The organism is Delftia sp. WSY_16 (assembly GCF_043104415.1).
Taxonomy (GTDB): Bacteria; Pseudomonadota; Gammaproteobacteria; order Burkholderiales; family Burkholderiaceae_C; genus Comamonas; species Comamonas tsuruhatensis.
Genome location: NZ_JBICKS010000040.1, coordinates 451,093 through 468,738 on the forward strand (window position 1 = coordinate 451,093; position 17,646 = coordinate 468,738).

Sequence of the window (17,646 nt, forward strand, 5' to 3'; positions counted from 1 at the left end):
ACTGGCAAAGCGATGGCAGAAAGGGGGAAATCCGCCTGCCGCGGCCGTGTTTTCAGTCTCTGCATGGAGTCCATGCCTGGAAATGCGGCAGCGCAGCAAAACGGAACGAAGGCCGCGAGGATACCTGAACCTCGCCCCGCATCAGCCCTGCCGCGCCGTGCCGCTCCAGTCAATGAAGCGGGTTTGATATGGGTGGATCAGCCGCGCGCCAGGCGCCGGGCGTTGGCCACTGCGGTGCGGTGCACGGGGGCCATGCCCTTGCCCACCACGCCCCACATGGCGTTGCTCCATTGCGAGGCCTGCGATGCCAGTGCGCCCCCATTCCAGGTGGAGGCGCTCCAGGGCATCCACCACATGCGCATCCAGGCCTGCATCAGGGCCTGGCTGGCGACCATGGACTGCAGGCCCATGGCGGCCCAGGATTGGTGGAAGGCTGTCTGTTTCTCGGACACCATGCGCGTGAATTCGCGCCGGTCCCGTGCGGAGGGATTGGCCCCGGCCAGCGCCATGCGGGTGAGCCTGTGCGCCACCACCTGCGGCGCGGCAATGGCCAGATCGGTGGCCTGACGGGCCACCGAAGCGGCCTTGGAAGATTTGCGGTTTGCCATGTGCGCTCCTGAAGCTCTGGATCCATTTGCCGGATCTACCTGCCAGATCCACTTGCCGGTTCCACTTTAGCCAGATGCATGCCGGTCCGCGTAGGCCGATGACGCAATGCAGCAAAAACGCGTTTATCGCGGCTGGGGCCGGGGTGCCGGCGCGGCTCCGTCCTGCGTGACCTCAGATACCAGGGCGCGCCACCAGCGCTCGCCTGCATGGGGGGCGGCCAGGTCCACGCGCTCGCCCATCATGGGCGTGGCCACGGCAATGCCGTGCTCGGCGCCCAGGGCCAGCACGCGCTCGAAGGGGTCCCACCAGGCATGCATGGCCAGGCTGAAGGTGCCGTTGTGAATGGGCAGCAGCCAGCGTCCGCCCAGGTCGCGGTGGGCCTGCACGGTCTGGGCCGGGTGCATGTGGACATAGGGCCAGTGCGGGTCGTAGGCGCCGGTCTCCATCAGCGTGAGGTCGAAGGGGCCGAAGCGCCGGCCGATTTCCGCAAAGCCGTCGAAATAGCCGCCGTCGCCGCTGAAGAAGACACGCAGCGTGTCGGCGCTTGCCAGGTCCTCGATGACCCAGGACGCCCACAGCGTGCGGTTGCCGTCGCGCAGGCCCCGGCCCGAGAAATGCTGGGCCGGCGTGGCCGTGAAGCGCAGGCCGTCCACCTGCACGTCCTGCCACCAGTCGAACTGGCGCACCTTCTCGGGGGCCACGCCCCAGGCCATGAGCCGGTCGCCCACGCCCAGCGTGCACAGGAAGAAGTCGACCCGGGGCGCCAGGGCGCGGATGGTGGCACGGTCCAGATGGTCGTAGTGGTCGTGCGAGAGCACCACGCCGCGCAGCGCGGGCAGTTCATGCAGGGCGATGGGCGGCGCATGAAAGCGCTTGGGGCCGATGAAGGAAAAGGGCGAGGCGCGCTCGGCAAACACCGGGTCGGTGATCCACCAGCCGCCGCGCAGTTTCATCAGCAGCGTGGAGTGGCCCAGGCGATACAGGCTGCGCTCGGGCGCGGCGGCCAGGTCGGCCGGGTTGAGCCGCTGCACGGGCAGGGGCGCCGCAGGCTCGGTGTCCTTGGGCTTGTTGAAGAAGAAGTCCCACATCACCTTGGCGTCGGGCTGGGGGGCATTGGCCGGGCGGGGATGGATGTTGCGAAAGCGCCCGGCCGACGATTGGGGCGATTGGGAGTAGTCGGCAATCGGGGCGCGGAAGATGCGGGTTGTTTTCACGGTGCTCCGTCGGTGTTCAGGCCGCCGCCATCATGGAACCGATGGCGCAGCCCTGTCGAGATGGTGGTCTTGGCGGCCCGTTCAAGGCGCCTTGCGTGTCGTCATGTAAACAAAAAAGGAGCTGCCCCTGCAGGCAGCTCCTTGTGGTGATGGCCCGGAGGCTGGTCATCAATGGGCGCCGGCCGCCTCGGCACCGCCGGCATGGCCCGCAGGGCGCCTGGTCATCCAGATCAGCACGATCAGCACCAGGAACAGCACGGACGACGCCAGGAAGATGTCGTCGGCGGCGCGCGTGTAGGCCTGCTGGTCCACCAGCCGGTTGATCTGGGCCAGCGCCTGCGCCTGGCTCAGGCCTGCGGCCTGCAGCCCCTGCAGGGTGACGCCGAACACGCCCTGGCCCTGGACCAGCCCTTCTGTCAGATGGGCGTGGTGCAGCGCGGCGCGGTTTTCCCACAGCGTGGTGGCGATGGAGGTGCCCATGGCCCCCGCCGTGATCCGCACGAAGTTGCTCAGGCCGGCGGCGGCCGGGATACGGTCCGGCGAGATGCCCGACAGCGTGATCGTGGTCAGCGGAATGAAGAAGAAGGCCATGGCCGCGCCCTGGATCAGCGTGGGCACCAGGATGTGCATGAAGTCGGTCTCCACCGTGAAGCGCGAGCGCATCCACAGCACCAGGGCGAACACGATGAAGGCGCCCGTGGCCATCCTGCGCGGGTCCCACTGCGTGACCTTGCGGCCCACCAGCGGTGTCAGGATGATGGCGAAGATGCCTACCGGCGCCAGTGCCATGCCGGCCGTGGTGGAGGTGTAGCCCATCCACTGCTGCAGCCACAGGGGCAGCAGCACCACGTTGCCGAAGAACAGGCCGTAGGCAATCGACAGCGCCACCGTGCCGGCCGCGAAATTGCGGCGCATGAACAGGCGCAGGTCCACCACGGGGTGGGCATCGGTCAGCTCCCAGACCAGGAAGACCACGAAGCTCACGATGGCCAGCACGCACAGCGTGATGATCTCGCCCGAGGCGAACCAGTCCAGCTCCTTGCCCTTGTCCAGCATCAGCTGCAGCGCGCCCACCCACAGCACCAGCAGGGCCAGGCCCACGGAGTCGATGGGCAGCTTGCGCGTGGGGGTCTCGCGGCTGCGGTAGATGCTCCAGGTCATCAGGGCCGACAGCAGGCCCACCGGCACGTTGATATAGAAGATCCAGGGCCAGGAGATGTTGTCCGTGATCCAGCCGCCCAGCAGCGGGCCGACCACGGGGGCCACCAGGGTGGTCATCCCCCACAGCGCCAGGGCCACCCCGGCCTTGGCCGGGGGATAGCTGGACAGCAGCAGCGTCTGCGACAGCGGGATCATGGGCCCGGCGACCAGCCCCTGGAGCACGCGGAACAGCACCAGCATCTCCAGCGACGAGGCAAAGCCGCACAGCCAGGAGGTCAGCACGAACAGCAGCACGCTCATGGTGAACAGGCGCACGGCGCCGAAGCGCTGGGTGAGCCAGCCCGTGAGCGGCACCGAGATGGCGTTGGCCACGCCAAAGCTGGTGATCACCCAGGTGCCCTGGCTGGGGCTGACGCCCACGTCGCCCGAGATCGCCGGAATGGCGACGTTGGCGATGGACGAGTCCAGCACGTTCATGAAGGTGGCCAGCGACAGGGCCAGCGTGCCCAGGGCCAGCTGGGCGCCCTTGAGCGGTGCTGGCCGTGCGGGCATGGCAGGCGGTGCCGAGGGTGGCGCGGCAGGCGGCACGGTCGGCCCACCCGGCTGCGCCGGCTCCGGCACGGCGGTGGTAGAGGAAGTCATAGGCAGTCCGCGTAGGTTCTGGGAAGGCGGGGAAGCGATGCCTGCTTACTTGGACTGCGTGGCCTGCGCGTCAACCGGCGCGGAGGCCACTGCGGCTGGCGCCTTGCCCTGTGCCCTGTCTTGCGCATCGGCCATGGCGACGGGCGGCAGCTCGGGCAGCTGCTTGAGCGGCGCCACGTTCTGGCCTGCCACGATGTGGGCGATGCGCTCCTCGGCCTGGGGCAATGCCATGTCGTAGATGGAGGTCTGGGCCACGGGGGCATTGCGCGTGGCGGTTGCCAGCACTTCGCCCTGCTGGTCGCGCACGTCCACCTTGACTTCCATGGACAGGCCCACGCGCAGCGGGTGCTGGGCCAGGTCTTCCGGCGCCAGCGCAATGCGCACGGGCACGCGCTGCACCACCTTGATCCAGTTGCCGGTGGCGTTCTGCGCGGGCAGCAGCGAGAAGGCCGCGCCGGTTCCTGCGCCCATGCCCACCACGGTGCCGTGGTAGCTGATCTTGTCGCCGTAGACATCGGCCGTCAGCTCGGTCTTCTGGCCTATGCGCAGCTGGGCCAGCTGGCTTTCCTTGAAGTTGGCATCCACCCAGAGGTTGTGCAGGCCCACCACCGTCATCAGCGGCGCGCCCGAGGCCACGCGCTGGCCCAGTTGCACGCCGCGCTTGGCCACATAGCCTTCCACGGGCGAGACCAGGCGCGTGCGCTGCAGCGCAAGATAGGCTTCGCGCACCTTGGCGGAGGCGGCGATCACGCTGGGGTGCTCTTCGGCGCTGCTGCCCTTGGTCTGGGCTTCGGCAGCCGTCAGCTGCGCCTTGGCGGCGCGCACGGCGGCTTCGGCTGCCGAGGCGGCATTGCCGGCCGTGCGGGCCAGGGACTGGGCGTGGTCGAACTCCTCCTTGCCCACGGCGCCCGTGGCCAGCAGCGGGCGGCGGCGCTCCACATCCTCGCGGGCGCGGGCGGCATCGGCCTGCAGGCGGGCCAGATCGGCCTCGCGCTGGGCCACCTGGGCGACCAGGGGGGCATTGTTGGCGTACAGCGTGCGCACCTGGCGCACGGTCTGGGCCAGCTGCGACTCGGCCTGGGACAGGGCGACCAGGGCATCGGCCGAGTCCAGCTGCACCAGCAGCTGGCCGGGCTTGACGTAGTCGGTGTCGTCGGCGCCGATGCTGATCACCGTGCCGCCGACCTGCGGCGTGATCTGCACCACGTTGCCCGCCACATAGGCGTTGTCCGTGGTCTGGTAGTTGCGCGCCACCATCCAGTGCCAGCCGCCCCAGGCGACGGCGGCCACCGCGACGGCGGCGGCCACGATGGTCAGGCCCTTGCGGCGGCCCTGCGGGTTGGCCACGGGCGAGGCTGCGGCAGCGGGTGCATTGGATGCTTGCTTGTTGGTATCGGTCATGGTGTTCGGCGCTTTGTTATCTGTGAATGTGGTTGTGCGGCCGGGGCAGGGGGCTGGCGGTCTGTCACGCTGGCTGGCGGTCTGCCCGGTGGAGGGTCAAGAGTGAGGTGGGTTCCTGTGCGGGTTGCGATCTCAGTGCTGGCTGACCTGCACGGCATCCGTGCCATCGGTCCAGCCGCCGCCCAGGGCCTTCATCAGCGACACGCGCGTGTCCAGCGCGCGGGCACGCAGGTCCACGTCCAGGCGGCGCTGGGTGATCACCTGGGTCTCGGTGTTCAGCACCGTCACCTGGCTGGCCAGGCCGGCCTTGTAGCGCTGCACTGCAAAGTCGTAGGCGCGTTCGGCCTTCTCCAGCGACTCGGCCTGCAGCTGCTGTTGGCGCACCAGCGATTGCACGGACGTGATGGCATCGCCCGCTTCCTTGACCGCATCGAGCACCACGCCGTTGTACTGGGCAATGGCGGTGTCCAGGTCGGCCTGCGTGCCGCGCAACTGGGCGCGCAGGCGCTTGCCGTCGAACAGGGGCAGGCGCAGCGCGGGCGTCACGCCCATCTGGCGCGAGCTGCCCTTGAACAGGTTGTCCAGCCCGACGGCATTGAGGCCGATGAAGGCCGTCAGGTTGATATCGGGATAGAAATCCGCCCGCGCGCTCTCTATGCCCTGCGTTGCCGACTCCACGCGCCAGCGCGCGGCCACCACATCGGGGCGGCGGCCCAGCAGGTCTGCGCCCAACTGGCCGGGCATGGCCTGGATCTGCAGCGCGGCCAGACGGGGCGCCAGCTGCAGCTGCGCCTCGGGCGCCTGGCCGCAGAGCACGGCGATGGTGCGGCGCGCCAGCGTGATCTGCTCGTCCAGCATCTCGATCTGCGTGCCGGCATCGGGCAGGCCGGCCTGGGCCTGGGTCAGCTCCACCTGGCTGTCCAGCCCGGCGCGCGTGCGCTGCTGGCTCAGCTCCAGCAGCGACTGGCGCTGGGTCAGCGTGCGGCCGGCCACCTCCTTCTGGGCAATCAGCCGGGCCAGCGCCACATAGCTGCGCGCCACCTGGGCGGCCAGCTGGTTGGCGGCGGCGGCGCTGTCGGCCTGGGCGGCACGGGCCTGGCCCAGGGCGGCCTGCAGGTCGGCGGCATGGCGGCCAAAGAAATCCGGCGTCCAGCTCAGCCCGGCCTGCAGGTTGCCGGTGTTGTAGGTATGGCCGGCAATGGGAGCAGGCACCAGGCCGTTGGCGCTGTAGTGCTGGCGCGTGGCGTCGACGCCGAGCGTGCCGCGCACATCGGTGGCCGTGCTGGTGGCCGTGGCCAGGGCGGCGGCCTTGTCGAAGCGGGCGCGGCTCATGGCCAGGCTGGGGCTGCCCTGCAGCGCCTGGGCGATCAGGCCGTCCAACTGGGCATCGCCCAGGGACTTCCACCAATCGGCGGCGGGCAGGCTGGTATTGGCGCCTGTCTCGGACTGGGCCGTCAGACCCAGGTCGGAGGCGCCCAGCCGGGCCAGCGGCTCATGGGCCGGGCCCTGGGAAGCACAACCGGCCAGGGCCAGCGCGGCGCACAGGGTGGCCGCTGCGGCGGCCACGCGGCGGGGCGCGGCGGACACGGAAACAAAGGATTTGGGCATGGTGGTCTGCCTGTTGGGGGTCAAGAATCAGGAAATCGGAAACCGGGGCGGAAAAAGGGGCTGGCGCTGTCAGGCCGCGGGCGTGGCAGGCGCAGGGGCTGGCGGCGCAGCTTCCGGCGCGCGCATCGCATCGCCATTGGCCAGCAGGCGGCGCAGCATGTCCAGCAGCTGGCGCGACTCGTCATGGCTGAAGCCGGCCATATGGGCATTCATCACGCTGGACAGCACCTGCGGCACCTTGGCCGCCATGGCGCGGCCTTCATCGGTCAGCACCAGCTTGACCACGCGCCGGTCCACCGTGGAGCGCTCGCGCCGCAGCATGCCCTTGGATTCGAGCCGGTCCAGCGCCCGCGTGATGGAGGCCGGATCCAGCCCCAGGTCACGCGCCATGCCGGCATTGGTGGCGTCGCTGCACAGCAGCAGCTTGTACAGCGGCAGCCACTGCACATAGGTCAGCTCATGCTCGGCCAACTGCGTATCGGCCTGCTGGAGGATGGAGCTGAGCACCTTGCGCATGAGGAACCCCACGCTCTCGAAGGGCGTGTAGCTGCCAGGGCTGTAGAAGTCTGAGGGCTGCAGGCCGTTGGGCAGGGGTGGCTGGGTCATGGTGTCTGCGGGTGAAATGATTGACTGCGCAATGATTGTTGCGGCAATTATTGCAGAAACACCGAATGGCCGCATGGCTCGCGGGTGCCGGGGACGAGGCAAGGGTTTTCCATCAGGCCGGTGGCTTCCTGACCCCTGTTCGACCACCGGCCACACCGACAACGCTCACTTGTCTTGAGCCACCGCATGCCCTTTCTCCAGTCTGGCCACGGCCTCGCGGTAGGCGGGGCTGGCGCGTAACTGCTGGTAACGCTCCAGGCCGCGCTGGTATTCGGTGGAGCGGACATCGATCTCGCGGTCCGAGACATAGGTGAGTCCGGCGCGGTGCCACATTTCCAGGTCGGCCAGCACCTGGGCGCGGCTGAGGTCGGTGGGGGCAGCAGTGGACGAGGGCGTGGCTTCCTGGGCGAGGGCGGTGCCGGCCAGGCCCAGGCTGAGGACGGCCAGGGCGATGAAGCGGGTGAAGTGGGAAGTGCGCATGGGGAACCTTTCAGGTGAAGGTGATGAGGGCTTCATGGTCCCGCTGCCGCCCTGGCCGGCACAGCCGTTTGCGACGCACTGCAGCATGGCGGGAGCCAATGGCCGTTGGGTTTCGTGAAATGCCTGGAGGGCAGGCGCGGCCATCCGAGGAGCGCCGCCAGCCATGGAAATGGGTTGATCAGCCTGTGTGCGGCAGATTATTTCCAGTTGCTCCAATAAATCGGCATAAACATCTGTCAAATGGCTGGTGGAAGCATGAATCGGCAGCAAATTCCAGCGGCACAGGCCGACAATCGCCGCTCTCCATGTCTTCATCCATTCCACTTTCCCCCGCTGCCGTTTCGGCAGATTCCGTTTCCCGCAGTTCCGAGGCCTTTCGCGGCTTCAGGGATGCGATTCCCGTGATGCTGGGTTTCGTGCCCTTTGCCCTGGTGCTGGGCGCCCAGGCCGTGCAAAAGGGGCTGGCACCGCTGGAAGTTCCTCTCATGACCGGGATGAACTTCGGCGGCGGCTCGGAGTTCACGGCCATACGGCTGTGGACTTCGCCGCCGCATGTGCTGCTGATCGTCGCCATGTCCTTCCTGGTCAATTGCCGGCACATCCTGATGGGTGCGGCACTGGCGCCCTATCTGCGCCATCTGCCCAGGCGCCGTGCGCTGCCGGCCCTGTTCTTCATGTGCGACGAAAGCTGGGCGCTGGCCCTGGCCGACGCCCAGCGCAGTGCCGCGCGGCGCGTGAGCCTGCCTTACTACATGGGCGTGTCGGCAGGCCTGTACATGGCCTGGGTGTCCTGCACGGCGGCCGGTGCCTTTCTGGGGCCGCGCATTGGCGACCTGGAGCAGTACGGCTTCGACATGGCGTTCACCGCCGTGTTTCTGGTGCTGCTGCGCGGCATGTGGAAGGGCGTCAGACCTTGCCGGCCCTGGCTGGTGAGCCTGCTGACGGCGGCCCTGGTCTACATGCTGGTGCCTGGCGCCTGGTATGTGGCGGCCGGCGCCGTTTCGGGCCTGATCTGCGCGGCCTTGCTGGCGCCCAGGAGCTGAGCGATGGAAGCCACAACCTTGCTGACGCTGGTGCTCATGGCGTGCAGCACGTATTTCACGCGGGTGATCGGCTACCTGCTGCTGCGCGGGCGCACGCTGAGCCCGCGCATGCAGTACGTGATGGAAAGCCTGCCGGGCTGCGTGTTGATCTCGGTGATTGCCCCGGCGTTTGTGTCCGAGCGTCCGGCCGATCTGCTGGCCCTGGTGGTGACGCTGGTGGCGGCCAGCCGGCTGCCCATTCTGCCGACGGTGCTGATCGGCATTGCGTCGGCGGGTGCGCTGCGGCACTGGCTGGGGTGATGGCGGCCGGGGGTGGGGCGTTTTGGGTCTTCAGTTCGCCCGCCAGTGGTCGATGTATGGGGCATGCAAGTCTCATCCTCCACCTCGGCTTCCGCCTCGGGAGCCGCTTCATCCTCCGGCGGCAATGACATCGCTGCGTTGCAGCGCAAGCTCAAGGAGCTGCAGCAGGCGCTCAAGGAAGTGGCCTCCGAGAACATCGACGCCAAGGCCAAGCAACAGAAGTCCAAGCTGCTGCAGACGCAGATCATGATGGTGCAAAACCAGATCGAGGCGCTGATGCGCGCCAGGCAGCAGGCCCAGCTCGACAAGCAGCGCGAGCAGCAGCAGGCCGCCGAGGCGCCATCGCAATCCCCATCGAAGGGCGGCAAGGCGCCCGGGCTGGGCGGCGTGGTCGACGTCTACGTCTGATCCAGTGAGATGGCCCGTGTTTTCACGGGCCGTTTTTCAAGACATTCAATGTAACTTACATGAGAATGTTGATCGGACTTTGAGAGGGTTGGCTCTGCAACACGGATGGGGAAGGGGGCTTGCCTGCGGGGCGGTAGCCGCGAGCGTCGCAACTCCTATGGAACTTATTGATTTTTGACTCTCAAGAAACCGGCGGTTGCTACCGATAAGGCAAGCAATGTGACTGCCTGGATGCGATAGCGATGGCCTATACCGATGGCGTCACGGGGACAGAGGGATCTGCGATGAAAAAACTCGGCGATGTGCGTATCGGTACCCGGCTTACCGGTGTTTTTCTTGTTCTGCTGATCTGCCTGATGGCCGTGGGCGCCGTCGGCGCAAGGGCGCTGGGCCATGTGTTCTCGGGCACGCAGACCATGTACCAGGACCGCGTGGTTCCGCTCAAGCAGCTCAAGCAGATTGCGGACGCCTACGCCGTCAACGTCATAGATACGGTCAACAAGGCGAATGCCGGCCTGATCACGGCGCAGGAGGCAGCGGCGAGCATTTCCGGCACGCTGCCCGCGATCGACGCGGCCTGGCGCAGCTATTCGTCCACACAGCTGACCTCGCAGGAGGCCGTGCTGGCCAGCCAGGCGCAGGCGCTGTTCGCACCTGCCAACCAGAGCATCGACAGGCTGCTGCAGCGGCTCAAGACGCTGGATGGAAAAAGGGCCGGCAGCCTGGACGAGTTCGATGGCGCGCTGTATGCCAGCGTAGACCCCATCAGCGCCAAGATCGGCGAACTGGTGGAGCTGCAGCTCAAGGCATCCGAGGATGTGTATGCGGACTCCCGCCAGGTCCTGGCGCAGTCGCAGATGCTGATCTACGGCTTTGTTGCGGCCGCTGTCATCCTCGCCGTGGCGCTGGGCTATGTGGTCACGCGCTCCATCACCGTTCCCCTGAAGTCCGCCGTGGAGGTGGCCAGGCACATCGAGCAGGGCGATCTGGCTTCCGAGATCCAGGCCACGGGGCGCGACGAAGTCGGCGACCTGCTGCGCTCCATGAGTGCCATGCGCGAATCGCTGGCCAGCATCGTCGGCGATGTGCGGCGCGGGGTGGAGTCGGTGACCACGGCATCCAGCCAGATCGCGGCAGGCAACCAGGACCTGAGCAGCCGCACCGAACACCAGGCCTCCAGCCTGCAGGAGACGGCGGCCTCCATGGAGCAGCTGGCAGGCAATGTGGGCCAGAGTTCGGAGAATGCGCGGCAGGCCAGCGCCCTGGCCGTGCGTGCCAAGGAGGTGGCGGGCGTGGGCGGTGGCGCTGTCGCCAGGGTCGTGGGCACCATGGACGAAATCTCGGCCAGCAGCGGAAAGATTGCCGAGATCACGGGCGTCATCGATTCCATCGCCTTCCAGACGAACATCCTGGCGCTCAACGCAGCGGTGGAGGCCGCGCGGGCGGGCGAGCAGGGCAGGGGGTTTGCCGTGGTGGCCGGGGAAGTGCGCTCCCTGGCCCAGCGCAGCGCCGCAGCGGCGCGTGAAATCAAGGCGCTGATCACGGCCTCCACAGAGACGGTGCGAATGGGCGGCAACCAGGTCCGGGAAGCCGGCAAGGCCATGGACGCCATCGAATCCCAGGTGCGCGAAGTGGCGTCGTTGATCGAGGCCATCTCGGCCGCCAGCGTGGAGCAAAGCGGCGGCCTGGGACAGATCAGCGAGGCGGTCTCCCAGATGGACCAGGTCACGCAGCAAAACGCTGCCCTGGTGGAAGAGTCTGCCGCCGCAGCTGCCAGCCTGGAGCGACAGGCCCGCGTGCTGGCCCAGGCGGTGGCCACGTTCAGGATCAGCGAGTTCAAGGAGATTGGCATGGCGCCCGCCGGCAGGGCATTGGCCGTTGCCTGAAGCGGGCAAGGCAAGAGCGCGGACAGGGCGCTCTTGCCTTCTTTTTGATCAATTCAATGTAACTTACATAAATCAATTTTCAAATCAGAGATAAGGAAAGCCGCCGTTTTCCGGCTGCGGCTTGTCAAGGGCTGGGGGTCACCCCGCGCTGTTGCGGCCTTGCCAGCGCTCGGCGGGCTTGGTGTACATGGCGGCAATCTGCGATTCAAACCGCGCCATGAGGTTGTTGCGCTTGAGCTTGAGGGTGGGCGTCATCAGCCCGTTCTCAATGGTCCAGGGCTCCAGTTCCAGGTGCACGGCACGGGGGACCGCATAGCGGGCAAAACTGGCCACCTGTTTCTCGATGCGGGCCAGCGCTTCACGCTCGGCGGCGGCGTGGTTCAGGCTCTTGGGATCTTCGGGATCCAGGCCCAGGCGCTGGGCCATGGCCTGCCATTCACCACGCTCGATGACGGCCACGGCGGCGATGAAGGGGCGGTCTTCGCCCACGACAAACACCTGGGTGAAGAACGGGTCGCCGGTGATGGCCAGCTCCAGGTCGGCCGGTGGAATCTTCTCGCCGGTGGAGGTGACGATGATTTCCTTGATGCGGCCCTGGATGCGCACGCGCCCATCCTCGATCACGGCCTGGTCGCCGGTGCGCAGCCAGCCGTCGTCTGTGAAGGTCTTGGCGGTGTCTTCGGGGCGTTGCCAGTAGCCCCGCATCACGCAGGGCCCGCGCACCTGCAGTTCCCGATTCTCGCCAATGCGCACTTCCACGCCCGGCAGGGCGCGGCCCACGGTGGCCGGGTGGTTGTCCTCCAGCGTGTTGGCGCAGACCACGGGCGAGGTCTCGGTCATTCCGTAGCCCTGGATCAGCGGCAGGCCCAGGCCGAGAAAACAGCGCGCAATCGTGGGCGACAGCGGCGCGCCACCGCTCACGGCCACGCGCACACGCCCGCCAAACTGGGCCAGCAGCGGCTTGGCCACCAGATGGTTGAGCACGGGCCAGGGCAGCCATTGCATCCAGCCCGGCACGTCGGGCTGGGGCGCCTGCGCATCGGCAATGCCTTGTGTTTCACAAAAGCGTTGCCAGCCCCTGGCCTGGGCCAGTTCGAACAGCTGGGCCTTGAGCGGTGCGCGCGCCAGCGCCTCCATGACCTTGGCGTGCACGCGCTCGTAGATGCGCGGCACGGAGACCAGCACCGTGGGACGCTGGGTCTTGAGATCCTCGGCCAGCTGAGCCACGGAGCGCGCATAGGCCACGCAGGCGCCCACGGCCATCGCCAGGTAGTAGCCTGCCGTGCGCTCGAAGGTGTGCGACAGCGGCAGGAAGGACAGGAAAACATCATCGCTGCGCGGCAGCAGCCGCTGCATCACGGCCTGTACGTTGGAGACCACGTTGCGGTGCGTGAGCATCACGCCCTTGGGCTTGCCCGTGGTGCCCGAGGTGTAGACGACGGCGGCCAGGTCCTCGGCAGAGGGAGGCGGGGGCAGGGGGACTGCGCCGCCCTCAGCCAGCCATTGGGCCAGCGGTTGCACGGGGATCTGCCCCAGGGCCTCCAGGACGGCGGCATCGCCTTCGGTTTCAGGCTCTGCGGCCCGGGAAGCCGGCTTGGCCGATGCCACGACCACCTTGCGCAGCGCGGGCAGGGCCTGGCCCGTGGCGCAGATCTTGTCCCAGGTGGATTGCTGTGCCACGAACAGCATGGACACCTGGGCATTGGCCAGGATGTAGGCAATGCTGCCTGCGTTGTCTATGGAATGCAGGGGCACCGGCACATGGCCGCAGCGCAGGCTGGCCAGGTCGATGGACATGGCATCCAGCCCGTTGGGCAAAAGAATGGCAATGCGCGAGCCCGGTGCCAGCTCCTGCGCGGCCAGGGCCTGCGCCCACAGGGCCACGCGCGCGCCGGTCTGCGCCCAGTTCAGGGACTTCCAGCTGCGCGCATCCTCGTCATAGGCCCGATAGGCCTCGCCTGCGGGCGTCTGCTGCACGCGCAGGGCCAGCATTTCCACCAGGGTGGCGGCCGTGGCCATGCTGGCATCGGCAGGCAGGCTCATGGCCAGGGAAGGGGCGCGGGCTGGATCTTGGATGCTCATGCGAAGAGGTGCGGACCGAAGTGGATGGTGCCGCTGATGATAGCTGCCGGTTACCGCAGGCCCCGGCGTCAGCTTCGGACATGTGCGGAGTTGGCGGCGAGGTTTATGCTGCACTGCAGCGTTCTCGGGCGATGCGCCTGAAGCGAACCAGGAGCCGCATGCCCGCCTACGTCGCCACTGTTGCCCAGCCAGCCAGGGTTCAGATGAACCCGAGTTCAGGACGCTGCAGCCAGACCGTTCCTGAAGTGCTGACGCATGGCCTGCGCGGCGGCCGCGCCATCGCGGCGCAGCAGGGCCTGCATGACGGTCTCGTGCTCGGCCAGCGAGTCCTCGATGCGGCCCTGCTTGAACAGCGACTTGTGGCGGTTGAGCTTCATGACCTTGCGCAGGTCGGCCACCAGCTGGTTGCGCCAGCGGTTGTCGGCGATCTGCAGCAGCTGCATGTGAAAGCTCTCGTTGAGCTCGAAGAAGCGGTCTGCATCGCGCATCTGCGCCTTGAGTTCCTCATGGGTCTGCTGCAGGGCGGCAAGTTCCTCATCGCTGCCCGATTCGGCCACGACCTGCACGGCATCGGATTCCAGCAGGCTCAGCAGGTGATAGACATCGGCAATGTCCTTGGACGACACCTCGGTCACATAGGCGCCGCGGCGCACCTTCATGGTCACCAGTCCCTCGGCGGCCAGCACCTTCAGGGCCTCGCGCAGCGGGGTACGGCTGATGCCGTATTCCTCGGCAATCTTCAGTTCGTCGATCCAGTCACCAGGCGCCAGTTCGTGCGCGAAGATGCGCAGGCGCAGCTTCTCTGCCACCTGTTCGTAGAGCGCGCGGGGAGTGAGGGTGTTTGTCGACATGTGGCCCGGATTGTATCGGCAAAGATATTTTGAATGAATAATTATGAATGATGTAAACTGCGGCAGCTCTGGGGCATGCCCTCAAGGGCACCTGTCATTCACGAGCCTGAGAACATGAGACAAGACCATCCGACAGCGCAGAACGGCCAGGAATTCGCAACTGCCGACCTGAAGAAATGGGCCCAGGCGGCCGCCAAGGCCGCTCCCGGGGGCGACATCCAGGCACTGCACTGGACCACGCCCGACGGCATCGACGTCAAGCCGCTGTACACGGCGGCCGACACGGCGGATCTGCCCCATACGGATAGCCTGCCAGGCTTCGAGCCCTACATCCGCGGCCCGCAGGCCACCATGTACGCGGGCCGGCCCTGGACCATTCGCCAGTACGCGGGCTTTTCCACGGCCGAGGAATCCAATGCCTTCTACCGCAAGGCGCTGGCCGCCGGCGGGCAGGGCGTGTCGGTGGCTTTCGACCTGGCCACGCACCGGGGCTACGACAGCGACCATCCGCGTGTCACGGGCGACGTGGGCAAGGCCGGCGTGGCCATCGATTCGGTCGAGGACATGAAGGTGCTATTCGACCAGATCCCGCTGGACAAGATCAGCGTGTCCATGACCATGAACGGCGCCGTGCTGCCCGTGCTGGCCGGCTACGTGGTGGCGGCCGAGGAGCAGGGCGTGGCCCAGGACCAGCTGTCGGGGACCATACAGAACGACATCCTCAAGGAGTTCATGGTCCGCAACACGTATATCTACCCGCCCCAGCCGTCGATGCGCATCATCGGCGACATCATCGAGTACACGAGCAAGAACATGCCCAAGTTCAACTCGATCTCGATCTCGGGCTATCACATGCAGGAGGCGGGCGCCAACCAGGCGCTGGAACTGGCCTTCACGCTGGCCGACGGCAAGGAGTACGTCAAGACCGCCACGGCCAAGGGCATGGATGTGGACGATTTCGCGGGCCGGCTGTCCTTCTTCTGGGCCATCGGCATGAATTTCTACCTGGAAATCGCCAAGATGCGCGCGGCCCGCCTGCTGTGGTGCCGCATCATGAAGGGCTTCGGCGCCAAGAAGGCCAAGAGCCTGATGCTGCGCACGCACTGCCAGACCTCCGGCTGGTCGCTGACCGAGCAGGACCCCTACAACAACGTGGTGCGCACCACCATCGAGGCCATGGCCGCCGTCTTCGGCGGCACGCAGAGCCTGCACACCAACAGCTTTGACGAAGCCATCGCGCTGCCCACCGAGTTCTCGGCCCGCATTGCGCGCAACACGCAGCTGATCATCCAGGAAGAGACCCACATCACCAATGTGATCGACCCCTGGGCCGGCAGCTACATGATGGAAAAGCTGACCCAGGACATGGCCGACGCCGCCTGGAAGATCATCGAGGAGGTCGAGGCCATGGGCGGCATGACCGCCGCCGTGGATTCGGGCTGGGCCAAGCTCAAGATCGAGGCCGCCGCCGCCGAGAAGCAGGCGCGCATCGACTCGGGCAAGGACGTTATCGTCGGCGTCAACAAGTACAAGCTGGCCAAGGAAGACGCCATCGACATCCTCGAGGTGGACAACGTCAAGGTGCGCGACAGCCAGATCGCGCGCCTGAACCAGATCAAGGCCAGCCGCGATGCCGCCAAGGTCGAGGCCGCCCTTCAGGCCCTGACCCAGGCCGCCGAAAGCGGCGAGGGCAACCTGCTGGACCTGTCCATCCAGGCCGTGCGCCTGCGTGCCACGGTGGGCGAGGTCTCGGACGCACTGGAGAAGGTTTTCGGGCGCCACCGCGCCGATACACAGAAGGTGACCGGCGTGTATGCAGCAGCCTACGACTCGGCCGAGGGCTGGGAAAAGCTCAAGGGCGAGATCGATGCATCGTCCGAGCAGCTGGGCCGACGCCCGCGCGTGATGATCGCCAAGCTCGGCCAGGACGGCCATGACCGCGGCGCCAAGGTGGTGGCCACGGCCTTTGCCGACCTGGGCTTCGACGTGGACATGGGCCCGCTGTTCCAGACGCCCGAGGAATGCGCGCGCCAGGCCATCGAGAACGACGTGCACGCCGTGGGCGTGTCCACGCTGGCGGCAGGCCACAAGACCCTGGTGCCGGCCATCATCGAGGAACTGCGCCGCCAGGGCGCGGACGACATCATCGTCTTCGTGGGCGGCGTGATTCCCGCGCAGGACTACGACTTCCTCTACAACGCCGGCGTCAAGGGCGTCTATGGCCCGGGCACACCCATCCCGGCCAGCGCCAAGGACGTGCTCGAGCAGATCCGCCAGGCCAACAGCCTCTGAGCCCGCCGCAGTGACTCCCGAGCAAATGCAAGACGGCATCCTGAACGGCAACCCTGCCGTTCAGCGCCGGGCGATGGCCAAGGCCATCACCCTTTTGGAATCCACGCGCACGGATCACCGCGCTGCGGCCGATGGGCTGCTCACGGCCCTGCTGCCGCATACGGGCGGATCTTTCCGCCTGGGCATCAGCGGCGTGCCGGGCGTGGGCAAGAGCACCTTCATCGAGACGCTGGGCCTGTTCCTGATTGGGCGCGGCCTTCGCGTGGCGGTGCTGGCCATCGACCCATCGTCCACCGTGTCGGGCGGCTCCATCCTGGGCGACAAGACGCGCATGGAGCAGTTGTCCGTTCATCCGGATGCCTACATCCGCCCCAGTCCCAGCAGCGGCACACTGGGCGGCGTGGCCGAGAAAACCCGCGAGGCCATGCTGGTCTGCGAGGCGGCTGGCTACGATGTGGTCATCGTCGAGACCGTGGGCGTGGGCCAGAGCGAGATCGCCGTGCAGGGCATGTGCGACATGTTCTGCCTGCTGCAACTGCCCAATGCGGGCGACGACCTGCAGGCCATCAAGAAGGGCGTGATGGAGCTGGCCGACCTAGTGGTCATCAACAAGGCCGACATCGACCCGCATGCCGCCACGCGCGCCCAGGCCCAGATCACCTCCAGCCTGCGCCTGCTGGGCATGCACGGCAACCCCGAGCATGCCCACCACGACGAGCGCCTTTGGCAGCCCCAGGTCATCACCATCAGCGCGCTCAAGAAGGAGGGCGTTGAAGGTTTCTGGGATGCGGTGGAGGAATTCCGCCGCCTGCAGCAGGCCAACGGGCGCCTGGCGCTGCGCCGCGAACGCCAGGCGCTGTCCTGGATGTGGGAGCGTATCGACTCCGGCCTCAAGCAGGCCTTCCGGCAGCATCCGCAGGTGCGGGCGCTGCTGCCCCAGCTGCAGGCCGACGTGGCAGCAGGGCGCATCGCGGCCAGCACGGCCGCCAGAAATCTGCTGCAGGCGCAGGCCGGCCCCGTGGCGGCGCCGCAGTGACGGCCGACAAGACAAGACCAGACAAAC

The 17,646-nt window shown here is 67.2% G+C and carries 15 protein-coding genes; 6 read left to right on the forward strand and 9 right to left on the reverse strand.

Annotated features, from left to right (window positions below; all coding sequences use genetic code 11):
* Positions 1-197 precede the first annotated feature (197 nt).
* The 7 genes from ACF8O7_RS21750 to ACF8O7_RS21780 all read right to left on the reverse strand — a co-directional run bounded on the left by ACF8O7_RS21750 (position 198) and on the right by ACF8O7_RS21780 (position 7,721).
* Positions 198-608, reverse strand: coding sequence for a polyhydroxyalkanoate granule-associated phasin (locus ACF8O7_RS21750; protein ID WP_016453442.1), 411 nt, complete (start codon positions 606-608; stop codon positions 198-200).
* A 123-nt stretch (positions 609-731) separates the two neighbouring features.
* Positions 732-1,823, reverse strand: a complete 1,092-nt coding sequence (locus ACF8O7_RS21755) for an MBL fold metallo-hydrolase (RefSeq protein WP_047218652.1) — start codon at positions 1,821-1,823, stop codon at positions 732-734.
* Between the two features lie 168 nt (positions 1,824-1,991).
* The gene (locus ACF8O7_RS21760; RefSeq protein ID WP_392444261.1) at positions 1,992-3,626 is read right to left on the reverse strand and encodes a DHA2 family efflux MFS transporter permease subunit; all 1,635 of its coding nucleotides are present in this window, start codon (positions 3,624-3,626) and stop codon (positions 1,992-1,994) included.
* 45 nt (positions 3,627-3,671) lie between these two features.
* A complete protein-coding gene (locus ACF8O7_RS21765; RefSeq protein ID WP_392444263.1) occupies positions 3,672-5,027 on the reverse strand; it encodes an efflux RND transporter periplasmic adaptor subunit in 1,356 nt (451 codons plus the stop codon).
* 132 nt (positions 5,028-5,159) lie between these two features.
* A complete protein-coding gene (locus tag ACF8O7_RS21770) occupies positions 5,160-6,635 on the reverse strand; it encodes an efflux transporter outer membrane subunit (protein ID WP_252652368.1) in 1,476 nt (491 codons plus the stop codon).
* A gap of 69 nt (positions 6,636-6,704) precedes the next feature.
* Positions 6,705-7,241: a MarR family winged helix-turn-helix transcriptional regulator gene (locus tag ACF8O7_RS21775; protein WP_252652369.1), complete on the reverse strand. Its 537-nt coding sequence runs from the start codon at positions 7,239-7,241 to the stop codon at positions 6,705-6,707.
* Positions 7,242-7,406: 165 nt separating this feature from the next.
* Positions 7,407-7,721 (reverse strand): DUF4148 domain-containing protein, encoded by a 315-nt coding sequence (locus tag ACF8O7_RS21780; protein ID WP_126312282.1) that lies wholly within the window; start codon positions 7,719-7,721, stop codon positions 7,407-7,409.
* A gap of 305 nt (positions 7,722-8,026) precedes the next feature.
* Here ACF8O7_RS21780 and ACF8O7_RS21785 point away from each other — a divergent pair, with 305 nt between their 5' ends.
* The 4 genes from ACF8O7_RS21785 to ACF8O7_RS21800 all read left to right on the forward strand — a co-directional run bounded on the left by ACF8O7_RS21785 (position 8,027) and on the right by ACF8O7_RS21800 (position 11,358).
* The gene (locus ACF8O7_RS21785) at positions 8,027-8,764 is read left to right on the forward strand and encodes an AzlC family ABC transporter permease (RefSeq protein ID WP_252652370.1); all 738 of its coding nucleotides are present in this window, start codon (positions 8,027-8,029) and stop codon (positions 8,762-8,764) included.
* 3 nt (positions 8,765-8,767) lie between these two features.
* Entirely contained in the window at positions 8,768-9,064 is a 297-nt protein-coding gene (locus ACF8O7_RS21790) for an AzlD family protein (RefSeq protein ID WP_012205574.1), read from the forward strand.
* 63 nt (positions 9,065-9,127) lie between these two features.
* Positions 9,128-9,472 (forward strand): FlxA-like family protein, encoded by a 345-nt coding sequence (locus ACF8O7_RS21795; RefSeq protein WP_016446047.1) that lies wholly within the window; start codon positions 9,128-9,130, stop codon positions 9,470-9,472.
* A gap of 284 nt (positions 9,473-9,756) precedes the next feature.
* The gene (locus ACF8O7_RS21800; RefSeq protein WP_016446048.1) at positions 9,757-11,358 is read left to right on the forward strand and encodes a methyl-accepting chemotaxis protein; all 1,602 of its coding nucleotides are present in this window, start codon (positions 9,757-9,759) and stop codon (positions 11,356-11,358) included.
* A 138-nt stretch (positions 11,359-11,496) separates the two neighbouring features.
* On the opposite strand, the gene ACF8O7_RS21805 is transcribed toward ACF8O7_RS21800, so the two are convergent.
* Together ACF8O7_RS21805 and ACF8O7_RS21810 are read right to left on the reverse strand one after the other, a co-directional pair.
* Entirely contained in the window at positions 11,497-13,440 is a 1,944-nt protein-coding gene (locus ACF8O7_RS21805) for an AMP-dependent synthetase/ligase (RefSeq protein ID WP_392444266.1), read from the reverse strand.
* A 215-nt stretch (positions 13,441-13,655) separates the two neighbouring features.
* Complete coding sequence (locus tag ACF8O7_RS21810; RefSeq protein ID WP_016446050.1) at positions 13,656-14,291, reverse strand: GntR family transcriptional regulator; 636 nt, start codon at positions 14,289-14,291, stop codon at positions 13,656-13,658.
* A gap of 114 nt (positions 14,292-14,405) precedes the next feature.
* Between ACF8O7_RS21810 and scpA the strand changes: the two genes are divergently transcribed.
* Together scpA and meaB are read left to right on the forward strand one after the other, a co-directional pair.
* Entirely contained in the window at positions 14,406-16,583 is a 2,178-nt protein-coding gene (gene scpA / locus ACF8O7_RS21815; protein ID WP_392444268.1) for a methylmalonyl-CoA mutase, read from the forward strand.
* Positions 16,584-16,608: 25 nt separating this feature from the next.
* Positions 16,609-17,619 carry a methylmalonyl Co-A mutase-associated GTPase MeaB gene (gene meaB, locus ACF8O7_RS21820; RefSeq protein ID WP_279495434.1) on the forward strand — a complete coding sequence of 337 codons (1,011 nt, stop codon included), beginning with the start codon at positions 16,609-16,611 and terminating at the stop codon, positions 17,617-17,619.
* The last annotated feature ends 27 nt before the right edge of the window (positions 17,620-17,646 follow it).

Bases quoted from the DNA above. Each gene is read 5' to 3' on its own strand.
- ACF8O7_RS21750 (WP_016453442.1), bottom strand. From the start codon at position 608: ATGGCAAACCGCAAATCTTCCAAGGCCGCTTCGGTGGCCCGTCAGGCC.
- ACF8O7_RS21760 (WP_392444261.1), bottom strand. From the start codon at position 3,626: ATGACTTCCTCTACCACCGCCGTGCCGGAGCCGGCGCAGCCGGGTGGG.
- ACF8O7_RS21765 (WP_392444263.1), bottom strand. From the start codon at position 5,027: ATGACCGATACCAACAAGCAAGCATCCAATGCACCCGCTGCCGCAGCC.
- ACF8O7_RS21770 (WP_252652368.1), bottom strand. From the start codon at position 6,635: ATGCCCAAATCCTTTGTTTCCGTGTCCGCCGCGCCCCGCCGCGTGGCC.
- ACF8O7_RS21775 (WP_252652369.1), bottom strand. From the start codon at position 7,241: ATGACCCAGCCACCCCTGCCCAACGGCCTGCAGCCCTCAGACTTCTAC.
- ACF8O7_RS21780 (WP_126312282.1), bottom strand. From the start codon at position 7,721: ATGCGCACTTCCCACTTCACCCGCTTCATCGCCCTGGCCGTCCTCAGC.
- ACF8O7_RS21785 (WP_252652370.1), top strand. From the start codon at position 8,027: ATGTCTTCATCCATTCCACTTTCCCCCGCTGCCGTTTCGGCAGATTCC.
- ACF8O7_RS21790 (WP_012205574.1), top strand. From the start codon at position 8,768: ATGGAAGCCACAACCTTGCTGACGCTGGTGCTCATGGCGTGCAGCACG.
- ACF8O7_RS21795 (WP_016446047.1), top strand. From the start codon at position 9,128: ATGCAAGTCTCATCCTCCACCTCGGCTTCCGCCTCGGGAGCCGCTTCA.
- ACF8O7_RS21800 (WP_016446048.1), top strand. From the start codon at position 9,757: ATGAAAAAACTCGGCGATGTGCGTATCGGTACCCGGCTTACCGGTGTT.
- ACF8O7_RS21805 (WP_392444266.1), bottom strand. From the start codon at position 13,440: ATGAGCATCCAAGATCCAGCCCGCGCCCCTTCCCTGGCCATGAGCCTG.
- ACF8O7_RS21810 (WP_016446050.1), bottom strand. From the start codon at position 14,291: ATGTCGACAAACACCCTCACTCCCCGCGCGCTCTACGAACAGGTGGCA.
- scpA (WP_392444268.1), top strand. From the start codon at position 14,406: ATGAGACAAGACCATCCGACAGCGCAGAACGGCCAGGAATTCGCAACT.
- meaB (WP_279495434.1), top strand. From the start codon at position 16,609: ATGCAAGACGGCATCCTGAACGGCAACCCTGCCGTTCAGCGCCGGGCG.